This is a genomic window from Halorussus litoreus (assembly GCF_003382685.1).
GTDB lineage: Archaea > Halobacteriota > Halobacteria > Halobacteriales > Haladaptataceae > Halorussus > Halorussus litoreus.
In genome coordinates, this window is the sequence record NZ_QLVG01000037.1 from 55,389 (window position 1) to 73,396 (window position 18,008).

Here is an 18,008-nt window from a genome sequence, read left to right on the forward strand (position 1 = left end):
TAATTCGTGCAGTGTCAGTTGTCCCCATATATGGCATACGAGGAGACGGTAGACGACCGCCCGACGGAGACCGAAGCGACCGACAAGGAGTACGTCTTCGGGACGTGGTCGTACCAGAGCGAGGTCTCGCCGACCGAGATCGTGGAAGCCGACGGCGTCCGGTTCACGGAGGCCGACGGGAGCGAACGCATCGACTTCTCGGGACAGCTGATGTGCTCGAACCTCGGCCACTCGGCTGACGACGTGGCGGACGCGATGGCCGAGCAGGCCCAGACCGGGGCGTACTTCGCGCCCGGGTTCACGACCGAGCCGCGCGCGGAACTCGGCGAACTCCTCGCGGACGTGACGCCGGGCGACCTCTCGAAGACGTTCTTCTCGACCAGCGGGACCGAGGCGGTCGAGGCGGCCATCAAGATCGCGCGCTTCTACACGGGCAAGCAGAAGATCCTCTCGCGCTACCGGTCGTACCACGGCGCGACCGCCGGCTCGATCAGCGTCACCGGCGACCCCCGGCGGCTGAAGGCCGAGCCCGGGATTCCGGGCACCATCAAGGCCCCCGACCCGTACGCCTACGGCTCGAACATGGACCCGATGGAGAGTCTGGACTACATCGACGAGATGCTCGAACTCGAAGGCGACACGGTCGCCGCCGTGCTCGTCGAACCCATCGTGGGCTCGAACGGCATCCTCGTCCCGCCCGAGGAGTACCTCCCGCGGCTGAAGGAGATCGCCCACGACCACGGCGCGCTCCTCATCTGCGACGAGGTGATGTCCGGATTCGGCCGGACGGGCGAGTGGTTCGGCTCCGACGTGTTCGGCGTCACGCCCGACATCATGACGATGGCGAAGGGCCTGACCGGCGCGTACGCCCCGCTCGGCGCGACCATCGTCACGAGCGAGATCGCCGACCACTTCGAGGACGAGATGCTCTGTCACGGCCACACGTACTCGGGCCACCCGGTCGCCTGCGCGGCGGGGCTGGCCGCCGTGAAGACGTACCAGGAGCAGAACCTCGTCGAGCACGCCGCCGACGTGGGCGAGTATCTGGGCGAGCGCCTCGACGACCTCGCCGACGACCATCCGAGCGTGGGCGACACCCGCGGCGTGGGCCTGTTCCGCGGCGTCGAACTCACCAAGTCGAGCGAGGGCCGGGTGCCGTTCGGCCGCCGAGAGGACAAGATCTCGAAGGGGTCGACGGTCGTCGACGAGGTCGCCGAGCGCGCCTACGAGAACGGCACCTACGTCGCCAACATGATCAACACGCTCGTCATCGCGCCGCCGCTCACCATCACCGAGGACGACGTCGACGAGGCCGTCTCGCACATCGACGACGCGCTGTCGGTCTCCGACGCCGCGATGGAGGACTGAACGCGGTCGGTGGACGGAGAACCGAGCGCGGTCGGTGGACGGTTGCTGCGTGGCCGTCGCGCGGTGGGACGGCCGCCACGCGGTGGCTGCTCGCGCGCGGCCGGTCGTGACCGGCCGCGCGCGAGCAGCCGGCCGGCAGTCCAGTCGCTTGCGAGTAGCCGGCAGGCAGTCCCCGCGTAGGACTGCCGAGCGACCGCGCGAATCGAACAGAAATCAAAAATGAGCGGGAATTAACCACATTGTTTGTCTGCGTTCGATGTCACCAGTATCTTTTTGAGTTTGTCCGAAGTTGAAGGTCGTATGGAAAACACAGATCGCCCCGTCGCGGACCTCGACGACGTCGACCTCCAGCTTCTCGAACGCATCGAGGACGACTTCGACGTCAACTTGGAGGAACTCTCCGAGGAGCTGGGCTTCTCGAAGTCCGCCATCCACTACCGACTCAACAAGCTCCGGGAGAAGGACGTCATCACCGACGTGTCCGCCGACCTCGACCCGCTCGCGTTCGGACTGAACATGATGATGTTGTCTGACGTGTCGGTCACCCACGACACCGGCTACGCCGACCAGATCGGGTCGAAGCTGACCGACATCGACGGCGTCCAGCAGGTGTACTACACGATGGGCGACGTGGACTTCGTCGTCGTCTCGCGAGTCCAGAACCGCGACCAGATGAACCGGCTCGTCGACGATATCGTCGCCATCGACGGGGTGAACGAGACCTCCTCGCAGTTCGTGATGAAGGAGCTCAAGACCGACAGCAACACGGTCGCGGACCTCTCGGAGGACATGAAAGAGGCCGTCGTGACCGCCGACGAGTGATCCGATTCGGAAAGAGCGACCTCCTTCGGAGAAACGACCGCAGAAACGCGTCGTCGCAGTTCAGTCGTCGGCAGTGACCGTCTCGGCCGCTTCGGCGGCCTCGGCCGCCTCGGCCTCGCGCTCCTCCTTGGCCTCCTGTTCCTTCTTGGCCTTGATCTTCTTGAGTCGGAAGATCTCCTCGCGCTCCTGCTCTTCGAGCTTCTGCTCGATGTACTCCTTGTTGTCGGTGAGTTCGGGCAGGAGCTTGAACTCCAGGGCGTTCACGCGGCGCTTGGTGGTCTCGATCTCGGTGAGCATCTTCTTCATCGCGGTCTCGACCTCCGCGGCGAGGATGATGCTCTCGAGCAGGTCCTCGTACGCCTCGGCGGCCTCGTCGATGCGGCCGCTCGTCCCGAGCACGCCGTAGCCGCGTTCGTCGAGGCTCTTGCTGACCTTGCTGGACTCGATCTGGGGGACGACCACGCCCATGATGTTCTTCGACTCGGTCGTGATCTCGGGGTGCTCCTTGAGCGCGGCCGCGGCCCCACGGACCGCCACGTCGCCCTCCATCGCGCGGGCCATGTTGATCTTCTGCTGGGCGCGCTCGTAGTTGCCCTCCAGATCCGAGCGCACGTCCTGGGCCTGATCGAGGATGTCCATGAACTCCATGATGAGGCCGTCGCGTTTCTTCTCCAGCGTGTCGTGGCCCCGGTCGGAGAGCTCGATGCGGTCCTCGATCTGCATCAAGTTCTTCCGAGTGGGCTTGACGTCCTTGGCCATCTTGGCCGGTATTTGTAGCTGGAGCGGGTTAACCTTTTACAGTCGGCGTCGCTCGACGCGGCGTCTCCGAGTGCGATGCCGCCCGTGAGACAGTATCGTCGGCACGGCGAAACGAGCGAACGAAACCGCAACAGGTGAAAACGAGAGCCGAACTCCGAATCCGTCGTCAGTCCGCCGCGACTTCCTCGGCCGTCTCGTCTTCGCTCTCGGGGTAGTACTTCTCGATGAGCTCCTCGTCGATGCGGTTGAGCTCCTCGACGGGGAACATCCCGAGCAGGTCCCAGCCGATGTCGAGCGTGTCCTCGATGTCGCGGTTCGTGTCGAAGCCCTGGTCGACGAACTCCTCTTCGAACCGGTCGGCGAAGTCGAGGTACGTGTTGTCACGCTCCGAGAGCGCCTCGCGACCGACGATGTTCACGAGGTCGCGTAGGTCCTCACCCTCCGCGTACGCGGCGTACATCTGGTCGGAGACGTCGCCGTGGTCCTCACGGGTGAGTCCCTCGCCGATACCGTCGTCCATCAGCCGCGAGAGGCTCGGCAGGACGTTGATCGGTGGCGTGATGCCCTGGGAGTTGAGGTCGCGGTCGATGTAGATCTGACCCTCCGTGATGTAACCGGTCAGGTCCGGAATCGGGTGGGTGTCGTCGTCGCCCGGCATCGTGAGGATGGGGATCTGGGTCACCGACCCGTCGCGGCCCTCGATGCGGCCCGCGCGCTCGTACAACTGGGCGAGGTCGGTGTACATGTAGCCGGGGTAGCCACGCCGGCCAGGCACCTCCTCGCGCGCCGCGCCGATCTCTCGCAGGGCCTCGCAGTAGTTGGTCATGTCCGTCAGGATGACCAGCACGTGGTAGCCCTTGTCGAACGCGAGGTACTCCGCGGTGGTCAGCGCCAGCCGCGGCGTGACCGTCCGCTCGACCGCGGGGTCGTCCGCGAGGTTGGTGAAGACCACCGAGCGTTCGAGCGCGCCCGTGCGCTCGAAGTCCTCCATGAACTCGTTGGCCTCCTCGGCGGTGATGCCCATCGCGCCGAACACCACTGCGAACTCCGAGCCCTCGTCGTCTTCGCCGGCTTCCTCCTCTTCCTCGGGCACTGTCGCCTGTCGCGCGATCTGGAGCGCGAGTTCGTTGTGGGGCAGGCCGCTGCCGGAGAAGATGGGGAGCTTCTGTCCGCGGACCAGCGTGTTCATGCCGTCGATGGCCGACACGCCGGTCTGGATGAACTCTTCGGGGTACTCGCGGGCGGTCGGGTTGATCGCCGCGCCGACGATGTCCCGGCGCTCGTCCGGCACGATCTCCGGACCGCCGTCGATGGGGTTGCCCGAGCCGTCGAGGACGCGACCGAGCAGGTCCTCGGTGACCGGCATCTTCATGGTCTCGCCGAGGAACCGCACCGACGACTTCCGGTCGATGCCTTCCGTACCCTCGAACACCTGGATGGAGACGAGCCCGTCGCTCGATTCGAGCACCTGTCCTCGCTTCGTGTCGCCGTTCGGCGTCTCGATCTCGACGATCTCGTCGTAGCCGATAGGTTCGTCTACCTCGGCGAACACCAGCGGACCGCTGATCTCCGTGATGGTCTGATATTCCTTCATTGTTCTAGTAGAGGTCGCGGAGTTGGTCTTTCACGTCGGCTTCGAGGTCCGCGACGAACTCGTCGGCCTCGTCGTCCGGCGTCGTCGCGATGCGGTTCAGCCGGGGCGCGGCGTCGATGTTCGTGACCTCGTCGACCGGGACGCCGGCGTCGAGCGCCTCGAACGCCTCGTCGTTGTACGTCCGAATGGCCTGGAGGATGAGGTACGTCTTCTCGGGCGGACAGTTGGTGTCCACGTCGTGCAGCGCGTTCTGCTGGAGGAACGCCTCGCGGATGTAGCGGGCGACCTCGAGCGTGAGCTGCTGGTCCTCGGGCAGTGCGTCCTTGCCGACGAGCTGAACGATCTCCTGGAGTTCGTCCTCCTCGTCGAGCACGTCGACGGCCCACTGGCGCTGCTCGGGCCAGTCCTCGGCGACGTTGTCCTCGAACCACGGGTCGAGCTGGTCGGTGTACAGCGAGTACGACTCGTTCCAGTTGATCGAGGGGAAGTGGCGTCGCTCGGCGAGGTCGGCGTCGAGCGCCCAGAACGTCTTCACGATGCGCAGCGTGTTCTGGGTGACCGGCTCCGAGAAGTCGCCGCCGGGCGGGCTGACCGCGCCGACCACGGTGACCGACCCCTCGGTGTCGTTGATGTTCTCGAAGTAGCCGGCGCGCTCGTAGAACTCCGAGAGGCGCGCGGCCAGATACGCGGGGTAGCCCTCCTCGCCGGGCATCTCCTCGAGTCGCGAGGAGATCTCGCGCATCGCCTCGGCCCACCGTGAGGTGGAGTCGGCCATCAGCGCCACGTCGTACCCCATGTCGCGGTAGAACTCCGCGATGGTGATGCCCGTGTACACGCACGACTCGCGTGCCGCCACCGGCATGTTCGACGTGTTCGCGATGAGGCAGGTCCGGGACATCAGCGGCTTCCCGGTGACCGGGTCTTCGAGTTCCGGGAAGTCGTCGATGACCTCGGTCATCTCGTTGCCGCGCTCGCCGCAGCCGATGTAGACGACGATGTCGGCGTCGGCCCACTTCGCCAGCTGCTGCTGGGTGACGGTCTTGCCGGAGCCGAACGGCCCCGGAATCGCGGCGGTCCCGCCCTTCGCGAGCGGGAACAGGCCGTCCTGCACGCGCTGGCCCGTCACCAGCGGCGTCCGGGGCGTCTTCTTGTCGGCGGAGGGTCGGGCCTCGCGGACCGGCCACTCCTGGCGCATCGAGATCTCCTCGCCGTTGTCGAGTTCGACCACCGTCTGCTCGACGGTGTGGTTGCCGTTCTCGACTGCGACGATCTCGCCGCCCTCGTAGTCGGGGGGCACCATCACTTTGTGGTCGATGCTCTCGGTTTCGGGCACCGTGCCGACGATGTCGCCGGGTTCGACGACGTCGCCTTCCTCGACCTCGGGCTCGAACGCCCACGTCTTCTCGAGGTCGATGCCGGGTGCGTCGACCCCGCGGTCGAGGAACGCGCCCATCTTGTCTTCGAGGACCGTCAGCGGGCGCTGGACGCCGTCGTAGATGGAGTCCAGCATTCCGGGCCCGAGGTCCACGGACAGCGGTTCGCCGGTGTTCTCGACCGGTTCGCCCGGCGCGACGTTCGACGTCTCTTCGTACACCTGAATCGTCGTCAGGTTGCCTTCGATCTCGATGACCTCACCCATCAGCCCTTCCTCGCCGACGTACACCACGTCGTTCATCCGGGCGTCGAGGTCGGTCGCCGTGACGACCGGTCCACTTACGCTCTCGATGACCCCGTCCTCTCGAACGGCGTCGGTGTCAGTTGATTGGCTCATTCGTTGTCACCTTGTTCGTCTTCGTCCATGAGGTCGATACCGATGGCGCGCTTGATCTGGTCGCGCAGCCCGCCGCTTCCGGCCCCGCCGCCGATCGAGACCATCACCGGCTCGACGCTGGTCTCTACGTCCTGTCGCACCGTCCGCGACAGGCGGTCGAGGTCGTCGTCGTGCATCACCACGATGCCGATGTCGTCGTCGTCGAGCACGCGGGTCACCGCGTCGTCGAGCTCCGACTCCTTCTGGTCGTCCGGGACGTTCTCGAACTTCCGGACGCCGGCAAGTCGGAACCCGGTGGTGAACTCGGGACTGCCAACGACCGCAATCTCCTGGCTCATGTTATCACCAGTTCGCTCTCGATCTGGTCCTCGGTCAGTCCAGCCTCGCGTCCGCGAGCGATGGCGCGGATGTTGTCGACCTCCCGCTCCTTCGCCAGCACGTACGCCAGCACCGGACACACCGACAGCGGGAAGACGTGCGAGAGGTGGTCGGAGTACTCGAGGAGTGCAGCGTCTAGTGCGTGCTCGAATCCGATGAGGCTGTCGGTGCGCTCCAGGTCGTCGAGCGCTTCGGTCAGGTCGTCGCCGTACGTGCTGTCGCGGATGAACGTGCTCAGCTCGTCGACGTTCGTCGACAGCTGGGACAGCTCGGACTCGCGGAACAGCTGGCCGCCCTCGATGAAGTACTCGGCCGGGTCGAGGTCCGCACCGCTCCGGGCGATCCGGAGCGCGTTCCGGGCGTTCCGGAAGTCGATCTCGGCCTGCAGGAACTCGACGTACAGTTCCATCGCGCGACCGCTCGACGTTGGCGTCTCGGCCAGCAGCCCCTCGTAGTAGCTGCGGTCGACCGCGTTCTCCAGCGGGACGAGCACGTCGGTCTCCTCGAAGTCGGCGTACGCGTCCGCCAGCGGGTCGCCGTACCGCGTGCGGTCGAGCAGTTCGACGACCTCCTCGATGGAGCCGGCCTCCGTGAGTCGGTCGAGGAACTGCCGGTCGAACTCGCCAGCGTAGACGAGGTCGGACTCGATGGTGTCCGCGTCGGCCCCCGAGTAGAGGCCGCGGATCACCGTCTTGACGTTCCACGCGTCGAACTTCCGGAGGTACCGGGCGATGAGCTCGTACAGCTCACCGTCGGCCCACCGGAGGAGGTCGTCGAAGTGCTTGGCGAGGTTGCGGTTGAGCGCGTACTCGATGAGGTCGACGCCGCCGTACCGGGAGCCGAGCGCGTTGATCTCCTCCTCGTACTCGGTCTCCTCCATGTACCGGGCGATCTCGCTCGGACCCATCCGGAGGAGTTTCCGGTAGTCCTCGTCGTCGAACAGCAGCGACCGGCGCTTTCGGACCCGAGCGTTGACGTACTCGTAGTTCGACGATCCCTCGGTCTTTCGTGCGCTCATTGCTCGAACAGGCGGGTGCTGATGTTCTGCAGGTTGTCCTCCCAGACGTCCTCCAGCACCGAGTCGAACGTGTTGTTCACCCGGACTCGGGACTGCTCGCTCTCGACCACGACGCCGCCGAGGCAGTCGTGCTCGCCACCGTACTCGTAGCCGTCGTAGTCGGCCACGATATCGGTCAACAGCTCGTCGTCCTCTGGCTTGCCGAACACCCGAACGGTGTCGCCGGCGTCGAACTCCTCACTGGCGGCGTCGAGCAGTTCGCGCGTCAGCTCCTCGCGACGGTCGCCTTCGAGGTCGGCGAGTCGCTGCTCCACTGCATCGCGAACCTCCTGCAGCGCGTCGCGTCGGGCTTCGAGGCGCTGCTGCTTGGCCTCCAGCTTCGCGCTGGAGAGCTTCTGCTCGCGCTCCTGCTCTATCGCCCGCTCGGTCTCCTGTTCTTGCTCCGCGAGTATCTCGTCGGCGTCGGCCTCGGCCTCCGAGACGATCTCGGCGGCGCGCTCGTCGCCCTCCGACTGAATCTCCTGCGCGCGCTCGCGGGCTTCGTTTCGTATATCCTCAACTACCGTGTCCAGACTCATTGATGAAGAGGGAAAGCGGGTTGGTTATCCGACGAGGAACACGACGACCAGCGCGAGAATGACGAGCGTCTCGGGCAGGACCGTCATGATGAGCCCCGTCCCGAAGAGGCTCTCGTCCTCGGCGATGGCACCGATGGCCGCGCTCCCGATGCCGCGCTCCGCGTAGCCTGCACCCAGCGCGGCGAGGCCGACCGCGAGTGCGGCCATGCCGTTCTCGGTGATCGCCTGAAGCGGCGTCAGAGCGTCGATTCCGCCCTGTGCGAACAGTACACTGGTCTCGACCATCGCGAGTATAGCATCGAACATAGTTTCTGAAGTCTCCTTTTGCGCTCGTAACCGAACAGTCGTATTTCCCGTTACTGCCATCATAAAGCTTCCCAAAAGAGTTCGCCAGAGGCGGGTCTGAGCGCCCCAAACCGGATTTTGTGCTACCGAATACCAAGGGTGATGAACGGCAGTGGATCGAGTTGGGACTCACTCGGTCGAGACGAATCGGCTCAGAATCGAGCGCACACCGTCGACGTGCGTGCCGAAAGCCAAATCACGCCGAAATCGCGGGGGTAAACGCGACGGTCAGTCCTGGGTGGTGTACTGCCGCTCGTAGCCGAACGGCTCGTACTCCTCGCCGCCGCCCTCGTAGAACTTGCCGAAGAACTCCACGTACTCGAGACGGACCGCCTGCAGTCCGGCGCTGGTGATGCCGAGTGCGAGGACGAGCAGGTGGCCGAGCACGAGAACGAGGAGTCCACCGACGACCCCGGCGACGCCCGAGTGCATCAGACCGGGGAACATGATCGACGCTCCCTCGTAGTGGTCGAGCGCGTACTGGGGACCGTAGTTGATCATGAAGTGCCACTCCTCGCCGTGACCGTGGTCGACGGCGTACACGCCGAAGAACAGCAGATTGACCACGAAGGCCATCCCCGCCTTGGCGAGCAGCACCGCAGCGATCCGGGTGTACGAGAGCGCGTCCGAGAGGACGCTCAGGCTCTCGAGCGCGCCGATGACGATGCCCGGACCGCCGAAGTGCTTGACCTCGCCAGCGACGTAGAGAAGGAAGCCGACGGCCCCGACCGCGAGCCCGAGGGTCCCGACTTCGGGCGAGAACCCGCCGAAGCCGAACGCGAACGGGTCGCCATCGAACACGGTGAACAGGAAGTCCGGTTTTGTCGCGCTCGCCTGCGTGCTGAAGATCCACGTCCAGACGCCAGCGAACAGCAGGACCCACGAGCCGCTTTCGAGGACCGCATCGACAGGGTTGTGGCCGACCTCCTCGACGAAGCCGAAGACGTACCCGATAGTCATGTGAAGCAGACCCAGCAGTATCGAGACGACCATCCACGTGAGCGCGAAGCTCTCGCCGACGGGCTGAAGTCCCTTCTCGATGGGCGGATGGCCGCCCCAGACCAACTCGCCGAGTTGGTGAAGGCCGAATATCTCGCCGTACAGCACGCCGAACAGCGCGGTGAAGCCGCCCGCCCACAGCGCGATGCCGCCGAGGCTCTTGATGGCGCCGTTGTCGAAGCTACTGTACAGCCAGTAGCCGATCCCCATGTAGAGGATGCCGTACCCGAGGTCGCCGATCATGAACCCGAAGAACGCCGGGAACGTCAGGAACAGCACGACCGTCGGGTCGAGGTCGGAGTACTTCGGTCGGTTGATAGTCTTGACCAGCAGTTCGAACGGCTTGAACGCGCCGGGGTTGTCCTGGACGACAGGTGGCTGGTCGTCGTCCATGGTCGTCCCGCCGTCGGCAGCGACCTCACCGTCCGGCGTCTCGTCGTGCGTGGCGGGCTCCTCGTGACCGAAGGAATCGTGGGCGTCGTAGGAGGCGCGTTCGAGTTCGTCGACCTCCACGCGGTCGCCCACCGCGTCGCCGAGCGTCGTGGTGAGCTCGGTGTAGCGGTCGGTCGGAATCCAGCCCTCCGCGACGAAGGCGTTCTCCGTCGTGGCGAAGTTGAGCGGCGCTTCGGCCTTCTGCACGTCGATGGAGAGCTTCTCCTCGGCCGCGAGCAGGAATCCCGCGGTCTCGAGCTTCACCTCCTCGATCTCGTTCTCGACGCTGTCGAGCTTGGACTGGAGCTTCTGTCGCTCGTGGCGCAGCTCCTCGGCGTGGTCGCTCGGAGCTCCAGAGGCGTCGGGAACCTGCAGTAGCGCGAAGTCGACGCCGACCAGCGCGTCGTCGAGCGCGTCGTCGTCAGCGTCGGCGGCGGGGTACGCGAACACCGCGACCGCGTCGCCCTCGCCGGTGAAGACCTCGTACTCGCGGACAGCGTCGGCCGCGCCGAGGACGCTCCGGACCTCGTCGGCGTCGCCCTCGCCGACCGCGGCCTGCAGGCTGTCGTAGCCCGAGAGCAGGTCGAGGTCGATGCCCAGGTCCGCGAACGGCTCCATCGAGTCGAGTCGCTCCTCGACGTCGCGGAGCTGGCCTTCGAGGTCGGTCCGGCGGTCTTCGAGTTCGTTGACCTCGGTTCGGACCGACTCGAGTTCCTCGTCGAGCTCGTCCTCCGTGACGATTCGACTCGGGCCCGCGTCCTCCTCGTCGAGGTCGAGGATGCTCTCTAGCGACCGGACCGTGACGAGTTTCTCGGACGCCGTGTCCGCACCTTCGATGGGGTCGCCCGGCTCGAACCCGTTCCACGAGCCGTCGTAGTCGGAGAGATGCACCAGATTCAGCTCGTGGACCGCCTCGATCACGTCGTCCATGACGGCTCGCGAGCCCGTCACGGACACCTTGCTCATTCGTTCAGGTCTGAGCATGCACCGCCTCCTCGAACAGGTCTACCACGTGTTCGACCGCCTCCTCCTCGTTCTCGCGGGCCTGCTCGACGAGCGCCTCACGCTCGGCCTCGCCTTCGTCGAGGATCTCCTCGCGCTCGGCGTCGATCTCTTCGCGGGCCTCGGCGAGCCGTTGCTCGTGGAGTTCGGCCGCCTCCTCCTCGGCCTCCTGGCGGACCGATTCGGCCTCCTCCCGGGCTTCGGAGATGCGCTGGTCGCGCTCCTCCTCGGCCTCGGCGACTATATCGTCGGCCTCTTGCTCGGCCTCCTTGATTCGTTCGAGAACCTCTGGCCTCGGCATACTAATCGTCCGAAAGTTGCGCTAGCGCCTATAAACTACTTGCGGAACCTGTTCCGGACGAGATCGCCATGCCGTGCGTTCACACGCCACTTTCGGTGGGAGTGTTATTCTGACACTTGCCGAGGGAACTGTTCGGTTTCACCGTCGAACGAGTCGCGTCCAACGGGCGACAGAATGGCAGGATTATTTGTCCGGCGGGCCGAATTCGGCAGTAATGGGTATCCTCGAAGACAAGCGGCGGGCGCAGGTGTTCTACAAGTACCTCTCGAAGGTGTACGACACGGTCAACCCGTTCATCTGGAACGAGGAGATGCGCGACGAGGCGCTGGCGATGCTCGACATCGACGAGGACGACCGGGTGCTCGACGTGGGCTGTGGCACGGGCTTCGGCACCGAGGGGCTGCTGGAGCACACACGGAACGTCCACGGGCTCGACCAGAGCGTCCACCAGCTGGAGCAGGCGTGGGACAAATTCGGCAAGCACGAGCCCGTGAGCTTCTACCGCGGGGACGCCGAGCGGCTCCCGTTCCGCGACGACAGCTTCGACGTGGTGTGGTCGTCGGGCTCCATCGAGTACTGGCCGAACCCGGTCGCCACCCTCCGGGACATGCGCCGAGTCGTCGAGCCCGGCGGACAGGTGCTCGTCGTCGGCCCGAACGACCCCGACTCGTCGCTGATGGGGAAGCTCGCGGACGCCATCATGCTGTTCTACGACCGCGAAGAGGCCGACCGGATGTTCCGCGAGGCCGGCTACGTGGACATCCAGCACCGCGAGATGGGCCCCTCGTACGACCCCGACATCGCGATCACGACCGTCGCGCGCGACCCGGAGGAGTAGCCGGTTTCGGCACCTTCATTTTCAACACCCGGCGCACGCCGTTTCGCGGCCGCTACGGCTAGGGATGTCTGAGGCCCGCGGTTGCGGTCGCGGTGCAGGGCGGTACGGGCTCTCATATGCCTCGGCTAGCTAGCTTCGAACCGGCACCGTTCGCCAGCGAACCGCCTTCTGGGTTCGACTCCGTTCGTCTCACGCCGTTTCTTCGAGTTCGGCGATCACCGTGCCGTCGAGCGAGAGCGTCACCGCCACGGTCGCTTCTGGCGAAATCGCCGGCTCGTTGGTTCCCGCGAGGCGAAAACTCGTGCGCTCGCCCGCCGTCCACTCCGAGCCGCTCCCGCTGTTGAACGGTCCGGTCGGCCCCGGCCGGAAGCCGTCCGCCGAGAAGAACGGAACCGGCGGCTGGACGGCCAGCGAGGTACCGTCGATCCGAACGCGGACGGTCACGGCGGTCACGTCGAGCGCGTCCCCGCCGCGGTGGACGAACGTCAGCCGATTCGCGTCGGCGTCCACGCGCAGGTCGACTGCGGCGTTGGGTGGGCTTGAAGGCATGGACGCGTCGAGCGCCGCGGTAGCGACCACCCCAGCGAGCGCGACCGTGACGACCAACAGGAGGACGACACCGAGGACGGGGGAGAGTGCACGAGACGACATGGGGATGGTTCGTCCCGTCTTCGGCCTTGAACCTTCGGACCGGGTGAAAGAAGCACAGCGACGCGTTCGGTGAAGCGGCGAGGGAACGACCGCGCTCAGTGAAGCAAGAAGGGAGCTACGCCGAGTCGACCAGCGCCGTCGTGACGTTGCTCGACGACGCAGCGTCGACCGGCGTGGTCGTCACGTTGACCGTCCTGCCGTCGTACGTCGCGCCGGCCCGGAACTCCTCGTTCGGCCCGAGCGTCCAGAGGACGCCGTTCTCGGTCGTCCGTCCGATGGGCTCTCCGTCGATACTGATCTCGCCCTGAACCGGTGCACCCGTGGCGTTGGTGAGTTTCACCCGGAGCGGACCGCCGGAGTAGGTCCGACTGACGCTGAGCGTGAGATTCTCCGCGGACTCGTTCACGGCGGGGCCCGGCGGCAGGGAGTTCTCGCCGAACAACTGCTTCTGCTGAATCGTCCGATATATCTTCTCCGTACTCGTGTCGACGTACGCCGTTAGTTCGCCGTGCTGATGGAAGTAGATGAATCGCAGTACGCTCAACGACGAGTACTGTCGTTGTTGTGCTCCGTTGATATTGTTGATGTCCAGCACCCACGGGAACTGTTGTCCGAGGACCTCGTTTTCGGCTTCTTCGAACGACATCTGTCCGTTCGAACTCGAATCGCGATTGTCCGCCCGGTAAACCTCTCGAACGTACTCCCCGTTTCGGAGCATCGCAAGAACGACGCCATTGTCGTTGGTCGCAACGTATATTTTGGTACTCGGTTGGCCGCCCTTCATAGCGTCGAGGACATGATCCCGTACGGGCCCCTCCAGCGTAACCAACTTCGTCTTCACCGACCTCGCATCGAATGCGAAGTCCGTGGTGCTGGCGCGTTCTTTTAGCGCGTTTATCTTTCGGTGCGTATCCTCGGCCTCCGCATCGATTCGTCCCAGCGCGTAGAGATACTCGGTCTTAGAGAGCGTTCCGTTCGAGAAGGCGGTAGCCACCTGTCGTTCGCTCGCCTTCAACGAGATAATTCGGTTCTCGATTCGATACCGATACCGGTTCAAGATCCGCTTTTTCTGCTCGGTCCTGTCTGTGTTCTTCAACTGCTCGTCGAGCGAATCGATGCTCAGTTGGGCCCGAACGTCGTTGTGTTTGGTCGCGAGCGACTCTCCGAGCGCTAACGTCGGCGAGTCGAACGCCGAGCGGGTTGGTTCCGTTCCGAGCGTCATCACGTTCGTCGTGTTGCCGTTCGGAGCGGGCTGAACGGCGTCGGTCCGCGCGGCAGACGTCACGTCACTCGGCGACTCCGCGACCGAGGCCTCGGGCGGACTCTCCGCGGCCACGGACGCGCTCGGCGCGGCCGCCTGAAACGCGACTGCTCCGGGAGAGAGGGCGAGCAGTAACGCCAGCATAACGGGGATGTGTCGCATCACGTGGGGTTACTCGAACACCCACCATAAAAATATGCACGGAACTGTGAAGTCGGCGGAGAGCCACCCAGAACGCCCGAGACGTTTCAGGGAGCGCTGTGACGTTTTATCTCCGGATGGAAAGTATTTTCTTGTCGGCGGGTTCACGCGATGATATGCGGTCATCTGCCGCCCTGCTCGTCGGCGTCCTCCTCGTCATCAGCGCCTTCGCCGGCGTCGGAGCAGGCCAGCCAGGTCAGGACCCCGCGCGTTCCCCCAGCGCTGCGCCTGCCCCATCCGCTGGCCTCTCCGTCTCGCCGCCAGTCGGTCCCAGTTACCCGAGGGCCAGTCTCGGTTCCCCGACAACCGGCCCCACTTCCCTGACAGCCACCCCCGACGCCAGTACCGGTCCTCACGACACGTCTGTCGGCCTTCACGACAACTCCGTCGAACCTCACGACGTGAACTCCTCGGCCAACGTGACGGCCAACGACGGCACGGAGATGTACGTCACCGTCAACGAGAACGGTGACGCCCGGTGGAGCGTGACGGCCCAGTTCGTCCTCGACGACGACAACGAGACCGCCGCGTTCCGCCAGCTCCAACGGGACTACCGGAACGGAACCACGGACGCGGGCTTCACTCGCGAGACGTTCGTCCGCGCGCTCGACCGCGCGGCGACCGACACCGACCGGTCGATGGAGATACGGAACGTCTCGCGCTCGGGCAGCCTCGCCGAGAACGGGAGCGTCGGAACGCTGTCGCTGTCGTTCACGTGGACGAACTTCGCGGCGGTCGACGGGAATCGAATCGCCTTCGGCGACGTGTTCTGGGTCGGTACGGAGACGTGGCTTCCCGCGCTGACGGCCGACCAGTCGCTGACTATCGAGGGGCCGCCCGGCTACTACGTCGAAAGTTCCAGAGTACCCATCTCCGGAGGCAGCCGCATCCACTTCGAGGGGCCCCGGACGTTCGAGACGGGCGACTTCTCCGTGACCTACGCGCCCAAGCAGACGGTCACGACCACGACCGGCCCGCCGAGCACGACCGCTACGACGACCGACGGCTTCCCCGACATCTCGGGGACGTCCGGACTCATCGTCGTGTTGGTGGTGTTCGGCATCGGCTTCGGCGCGTACGCGATGTCCCAGCGACGGGGCCCGGACCCAGACGTCGATGAGTCGTCCGTGGCCGGCGGCTCACCAGCGAGCGCCCCGACTGCGGACGCCAGCGGCGAAGACGAACACGCCGCGGGCGACGACGAGTCGACCGAGGACGCCGACGAGGACGGCCCACCCACGGAGCTGTTGAGCGACGAGGAGCGCGTCCTCCGGCTGCTCCGGGACAACGACGGTCGGATGAAGCAGGCCGACATCGTCACGGAGACCAACTGGTCGAATGCGAAGGTGTCCCAGTTGCTCTCGAAGATGAACGACAACGGCGAGGTGGACAAGCTGCGCATCGGTCGCGAGAACCTCATCACGCTGCCCGACGAGGACGTGACCGACTTCGACTGAGTCAGACGTCTTTTACTCCAGAGAAACCGCCGACACCGCGTCGCGGGTTTCGTAAACGTTTACCCCCAAGACGGCTACCCTTCGGGTATGAAGGTCCTAGTGACCGTGAAAGAAGTCGCCGAAGTCGCCGACGACTTCGAGATCGAGGGGACAGAGGTAGGCGAACGCTACCTCGAGTACGACTTGAACGAGTGGGACGACTACGCCGTCGAGGAGGCCGTCCAGCTGAAGGAAGAGGGCCCGGTCGAAGAGGTCGTGACCGTCACCATCGGTCCCGAGCGCTCCGAGGAGACCATCCGGATGGCGCTGGCGAAAGGAGCCGACCGCGCGGTCCGAGTGTGGGACGACGCGCTCGAAGACGCCGACCTGCTCGACGTCGAGACGAAGACGAACCTGCTCGAAGCCGTCGTCGAGGAGGAGGATCCCGACCTCGTGCTGACCGGCGTCCAGTCGGGCGACGACAACTTCGGCGCGACCGGCGTCTCGCTGGCCGACGAGATCGGCTTCCAGTGGGGCGCGGTCGTCAACGCGCTCGACTACGACCACGACGCGGGCGTCGCGCACGTCCACCGCGAACTCGAGGGCGGCGTCGAGGAGCTGACCGACATCGAACTGCCCGCCGTCCTGACGATCCAGACCGGCATCAACGAGCCCCGGTACGCCAGCCTTCGGGGCATCCGGCAGGCCCAGAGCAAGGAGATCGCGACCAAGAGCCTCGACGACGTGGGACTCGACGCCGGAGCAATCGAGAGCGACCTGACCATGACCGCCATGTACGAACCCGAGAGCGAGAGCGACGCCGAGATCTTCGAGGGTGACGCGGGCGAGACGGCCGAGAGACTTGCGGAGGTCCTCCGAGAGAAGGGGGTGGCAGAATGAGTGACGTGCTCGCCGTCGCGGAACACCGCCGCGGCGAATTGCGGGACGTGAGCTACGAACTGCTCACCGCCGGGCGACAGGTCGCGGACGCGACCGGCGGCGACCTCCACGTCGCGGTCGTCAGCGGCGACACCGAGGCGTTCGCCGACAACCTGAACCGCGAGGGCGTCGACTACGTCCACACTGTCGGCGACGGCGAGGAGTTCGACCACGACGTGTACGTGCAGGCCGTCGAGGCGCTCCACGCCGAGATCGACCCGCAGGTGCTCGTGATGCCCAACAGCGTCAACGGGCTCGACTACGCGCCCGCGGTCGCGAACCGGCTCGACCTCCCACTCGCGACCGACGCCGTCGGCATCGAGTACGACGGCGGCCTGACGGTCACCCGCGAGATGTACGGCTCGAAGGTCGAGACCACGGTCGAGGTCGGCGGCGACCAGCAGGCTGTCACCATCCGCGGCGCGGAGTGGCCCGCCGCCGAGGGCGTCGGCGACGCCGAGATCGCGCCGTTCGACGTGGGCATCGACGACGAGGGCGGCGCGACCGTCACCGGCTTCGAGGAAGTTGGTGGCGGCGACGTCGACATCAGCGAGGCCGACTTCATCGTCTCCATCGGGCGGGGCATCGAGGAAGAGGAGAACCTCCCGCTCATCGAGGACCTCGTGGAGGCGTCCGACGCGACGCTCGCTTCGTCGCGGCCCATCGTGGACAACGGCTGGCTCCCGAAGAATCGGCAGGTCGGCCAGTCCGGGAAGGTCGTCACGCCCGAGGTGTACCTCGCCATCGGTATCTCCGGCGCGGTCCAGCACGTGGCCGGGATGAAGGGCGCGGACACCATCGTCGCGGTCAACACCGACCCGAACGCGCCCATCTTCGACATCGCGGACTACGGCATCGTCGGCGACCTGTTCGAGGTCGTCCCCGAACTCATCGAAGAGTTCGAATAGGACCGTTTTACTTCGTCGGGTGCCTTCGTGCGCTCACTTCGTTCGCGCGTTTTAAACACCACTCCTGGTAAAAATCTCCACCAAAAGCGACACGCTCGCTCGACGGCGGCGCTTCACGCCGCCGTCTTGCTCGCATCTTCTGTTTTTCTTCGTGCGCGCGCCTGCGGCGCGCTGCTGGTGCTGCTGCTGGTGCTGGTGCTGGTGATGGTGATGGTAGGATCAGCGCGTACCCGCCATCGACTAATCTGTCCGGGAGAAATCGCCCTTCCACACGCTAACCGTCACCTACTTTTCCGAATAGGTTCGACCCCGGAGTGATGGAACGGTCCGGATCGCGCCGCGCGCTGACGGTCGCCGTGCTCGGCGTCCTCGTGCTCGCCGGGAGCCTCGGCTTCCTCGCGGCGGGG

17 protein-coding genes are annotated in these 18,008 nt (G+C 65.5%); 6 read left to right on the forward strand and 11 right to left on the reverse strand.

Features of this window, described 5'->3' with window-relative positions; genetic code table 11:
• Window positions 1-30 precede the first annotated feature (30 nt).
• Together DPQ64_RS12565 and DPQ64_RS12570 are read left to right on the forward strand one after the other, a co-directional pair.
• Entirely contained in the window at window positions 31-1,368 is a 1,338-nt protein-coding gene (locus tag DPQ64_RS12565) for an aminotransferase family protein (protein ID WP_115864671.1), read from the forward strand.
• 300 nt (window positions 1,369-1,668) lie between these two features.
• On the forward strand, window positions 1,669-2,190 hold the full coding sequence (locus DPQ64_RS12570) for an Lrp/AsnC family transcriptional regulator (RefSeq protein ID WP_115864672.1): 522 nt from the start codon (window positions 1,669-1,671) through the stop codon (window positions 2,188-2,190).
• Between the two features lie 60 nt (window positions 2,191-2,250).
• Here the strand turns inward: DPQ64_RS12570 and DPQ64_RS12575 are convergent, their stop codons facing one another.
• From DPQ64_RS12575 to ahaH, 9 genes are all read right to left on the reverse strand, one after another.
• Window positions 2,251-2,949 carry a V-type ATP synthase subunit D gene (locus DPQ64_RS12575; protein ID WP_115864673.1) on the reverse strand — a complete coding sequence of 233 codons (699 nt, stop codon included), beginning with the start codon at window positions 2,947-2,949 and terminating at the stop codon, window positions 2,251-2,253.
• A 166-nt stretch (window positions 2,950-3,115) separates the two neighbouring features.
• Window positions 3,116-4,543 (reverse strand): ATP synthase subunit B, encoded by a 1,428-nt coding sequence (locus tag DPQ64_RS12580; protein ID WP_115864674.1) that lies wholly within the window; start codon window positions 4,541-4,543, stop codon window positions 3,116-3,118.
• 4 nt (window positions 4,544-4,547) lie between these two features.
• Window positions 4,548-6,314, reverse strand: a complete 1,767-nt coding sequence (locus DPQ64_RS12585; protein ID WP_115864675.1) for an ATP synthase subunit A — start codon at window positions 6,312-6,314, stop codon at window positions 4,548-4,550.
• The gene (locus tag DPQ64_RS12590) at window positions 6,311-6,652 is read right to left on the reverse strand and encodes a V-type ATP synthase subunit F (RefSeq protein WP_115864676.1); all 342 of its coding nucleotides are present in this window, start codon (window positions 6,650-6,652) and stop codon (window positions 6,311-6,313) included. Before DPQ64_RS12590 ends, DPQ64_RS12585 begins: the two co-directional genes overlap by 4 nt.
• On the reverse strand, window positions 6,649-7,710 hold the full coding sequence (locus DPQ64_RS12595) for a V-type ATP synthase subunit C (RefSeq protein ID WP_115864677.1): 1,062 nt from the start codon (window positions 7,708-7,710) through the stop codon (window positions 6,649-6,651). The genes DPQ64_RS12590 and DPQ64_RS12595 overlap by 4 nt, the downstream gene beginning before the upstream one ends.
• A complete protein-coding gene (locus DPQ64_RS12600) occupies window positions 7,707-8,288 on the reverse strand; it encodes a V-type ATP synthase subunit E (protein ID WP_115864678.1) in 582 nt (193 codons plus the stop codon). The genes DPQ64_RS12595 and DPQ64_RS12600 overlap by 4 nt, the downstream gene beginning before the upstream one ends.
• 24 nt (window positions 8,289-8,312) lie before the next feature.
• A complete protein-coding gene (locus DPQ64_RS12605; protein ID WP_115864679.1) occupies window positions 8,313-8,594 on the reverse strand; it encodes a F0F1 ATP synthase subunit C in 282 nt (93 codons plus the stop codon).
• A gap of 267 nt (window positions 8,595-8,861) precedes the next feature.
• Window positions 8,862-11,048, reverse strand: coding sequence for a V-type ATP synthase subunit I (locus tag DPQ64_RS12610; protein ID WP_115864680.1), 2,187 nt, complete (start codon window positions 11,046-11,048; stop codon window positions 8,862-8,864).
• On the reverse strand, window positions 11,035-11,367 hold the full coding sequence (ahaH, locus tag DPQ64_RS12615) for an ATP synthase archaeal subunit H (protein ID WP_115864681.1): 333 nt from the start codon (window positions 11,365-11,367) through the stop codon (window positions 11,035-11,037). Before ahaH ends, DPQ64_RS12610 begins: the two co-directional genes overlap by 14 nt.
• 214 nt (window positions 11,368-11,581) lie before the next feature.
• On the opposite strand from ahaH, the gene DPQ64_RS12620 reads away from it, so the two are divergent.
• Window positions 11,582-12,205 (forward strand): methyltransferase domain-containing protein, encoded by a 624-nt coding sequence (locus tag DPQ64_RS12620; RefSeq protein ID WP_115864682.1) that lies wholly within the window; start codon window positions 11,582-11,584, stop codon window positions 12,203-12,205.
• A gap of 189 nt (window positions 12,206-12,394) precedes the next feature.
• Here the strand turns inward: DPQ64_RS12620 and DPQ64_RS12625 are convergent, their stop codons facing one another.
• The gene (locus DPQ64_RS12625; protein WP_115864683.1) at window positions 12,395-12,856 is read right to left on the reverse strand and encodes a type IV pilin; all 462 of its coding nucleotides are present in this window, start codon (window positions 12,854-12,856) and stop codon (window positions 12,395-12,397) included.
• 115 nt (window positions 12,857-12,971) lie between these two features.
• Window positions 12,972-14,279: a DUF7096 domain-containing protein gene (locus DPQ64_RS12630; protein ID WP_115864684.1), complete on the reverse strand. Its 1,308-nt coding sequence runs from the start codon at window positions 14,277-14,279 to the stop codon at window positions 12,972-12,974.
• Window positions 14,280-14,434: 155 nt separating this feature from the next.
• Here DPQ64_RS12630 and DPQ64_RS12635 point away from each other — a divergent pair, with 155 nt between their 5' ends.
• The 3 genes from DPQ64_RS12635 to DPQ64_RS12645 all read left to right on the forward strand — a co-directional run bounded on the left by DPQ64_RS12635 (window position 14,435) and on the right by DPQ64_RS12645 (window position 17,601).
• Window positions 14,435-15,775 (forward strand): helix-turn-helix transcriptional regulator, encoded by a 1,341-nt coding sequence (locus DPQ64_RS12635; protein WP_157971695.1) that lies wholly within the window; start codon window positions 14,435-14,437, stop codon window positions 15,773-15,775.
• Between the two features lie 87 nt (window positions 15,776-15,862).
• The gene (locus DPQ64_RS12640; RefSeq protein WP_115864686.1) at window positions 15,863-16,654 is read left to right on the forward strand and encodes an electron transfer flavoprotein subunit beta/FixA family protein; all 792 of its coding nucleotides are present in this window, start codon (window positions 15,863-15,865) and stop codon (window positions 16,652-16,654) included.
• Window positions 16,651-17,601, forward strand: a complete 951-nt coding sequence (locus DPQ64_RS12645) for an electron transfer flavoprotein subunit alpha/FixB family protein (protein WP_115864687.1) — start codon at window positions 16,651-16,653, stop codon at window positions 17,599-17,601. The genes DPQ64_RS12640 and DPQ64_RS12645 overlap by 4 nt, the downstream gene beginning before the upstream one ends.
• Window positions 17,602-18,008 lie beyond the last annotated feature (407 nt).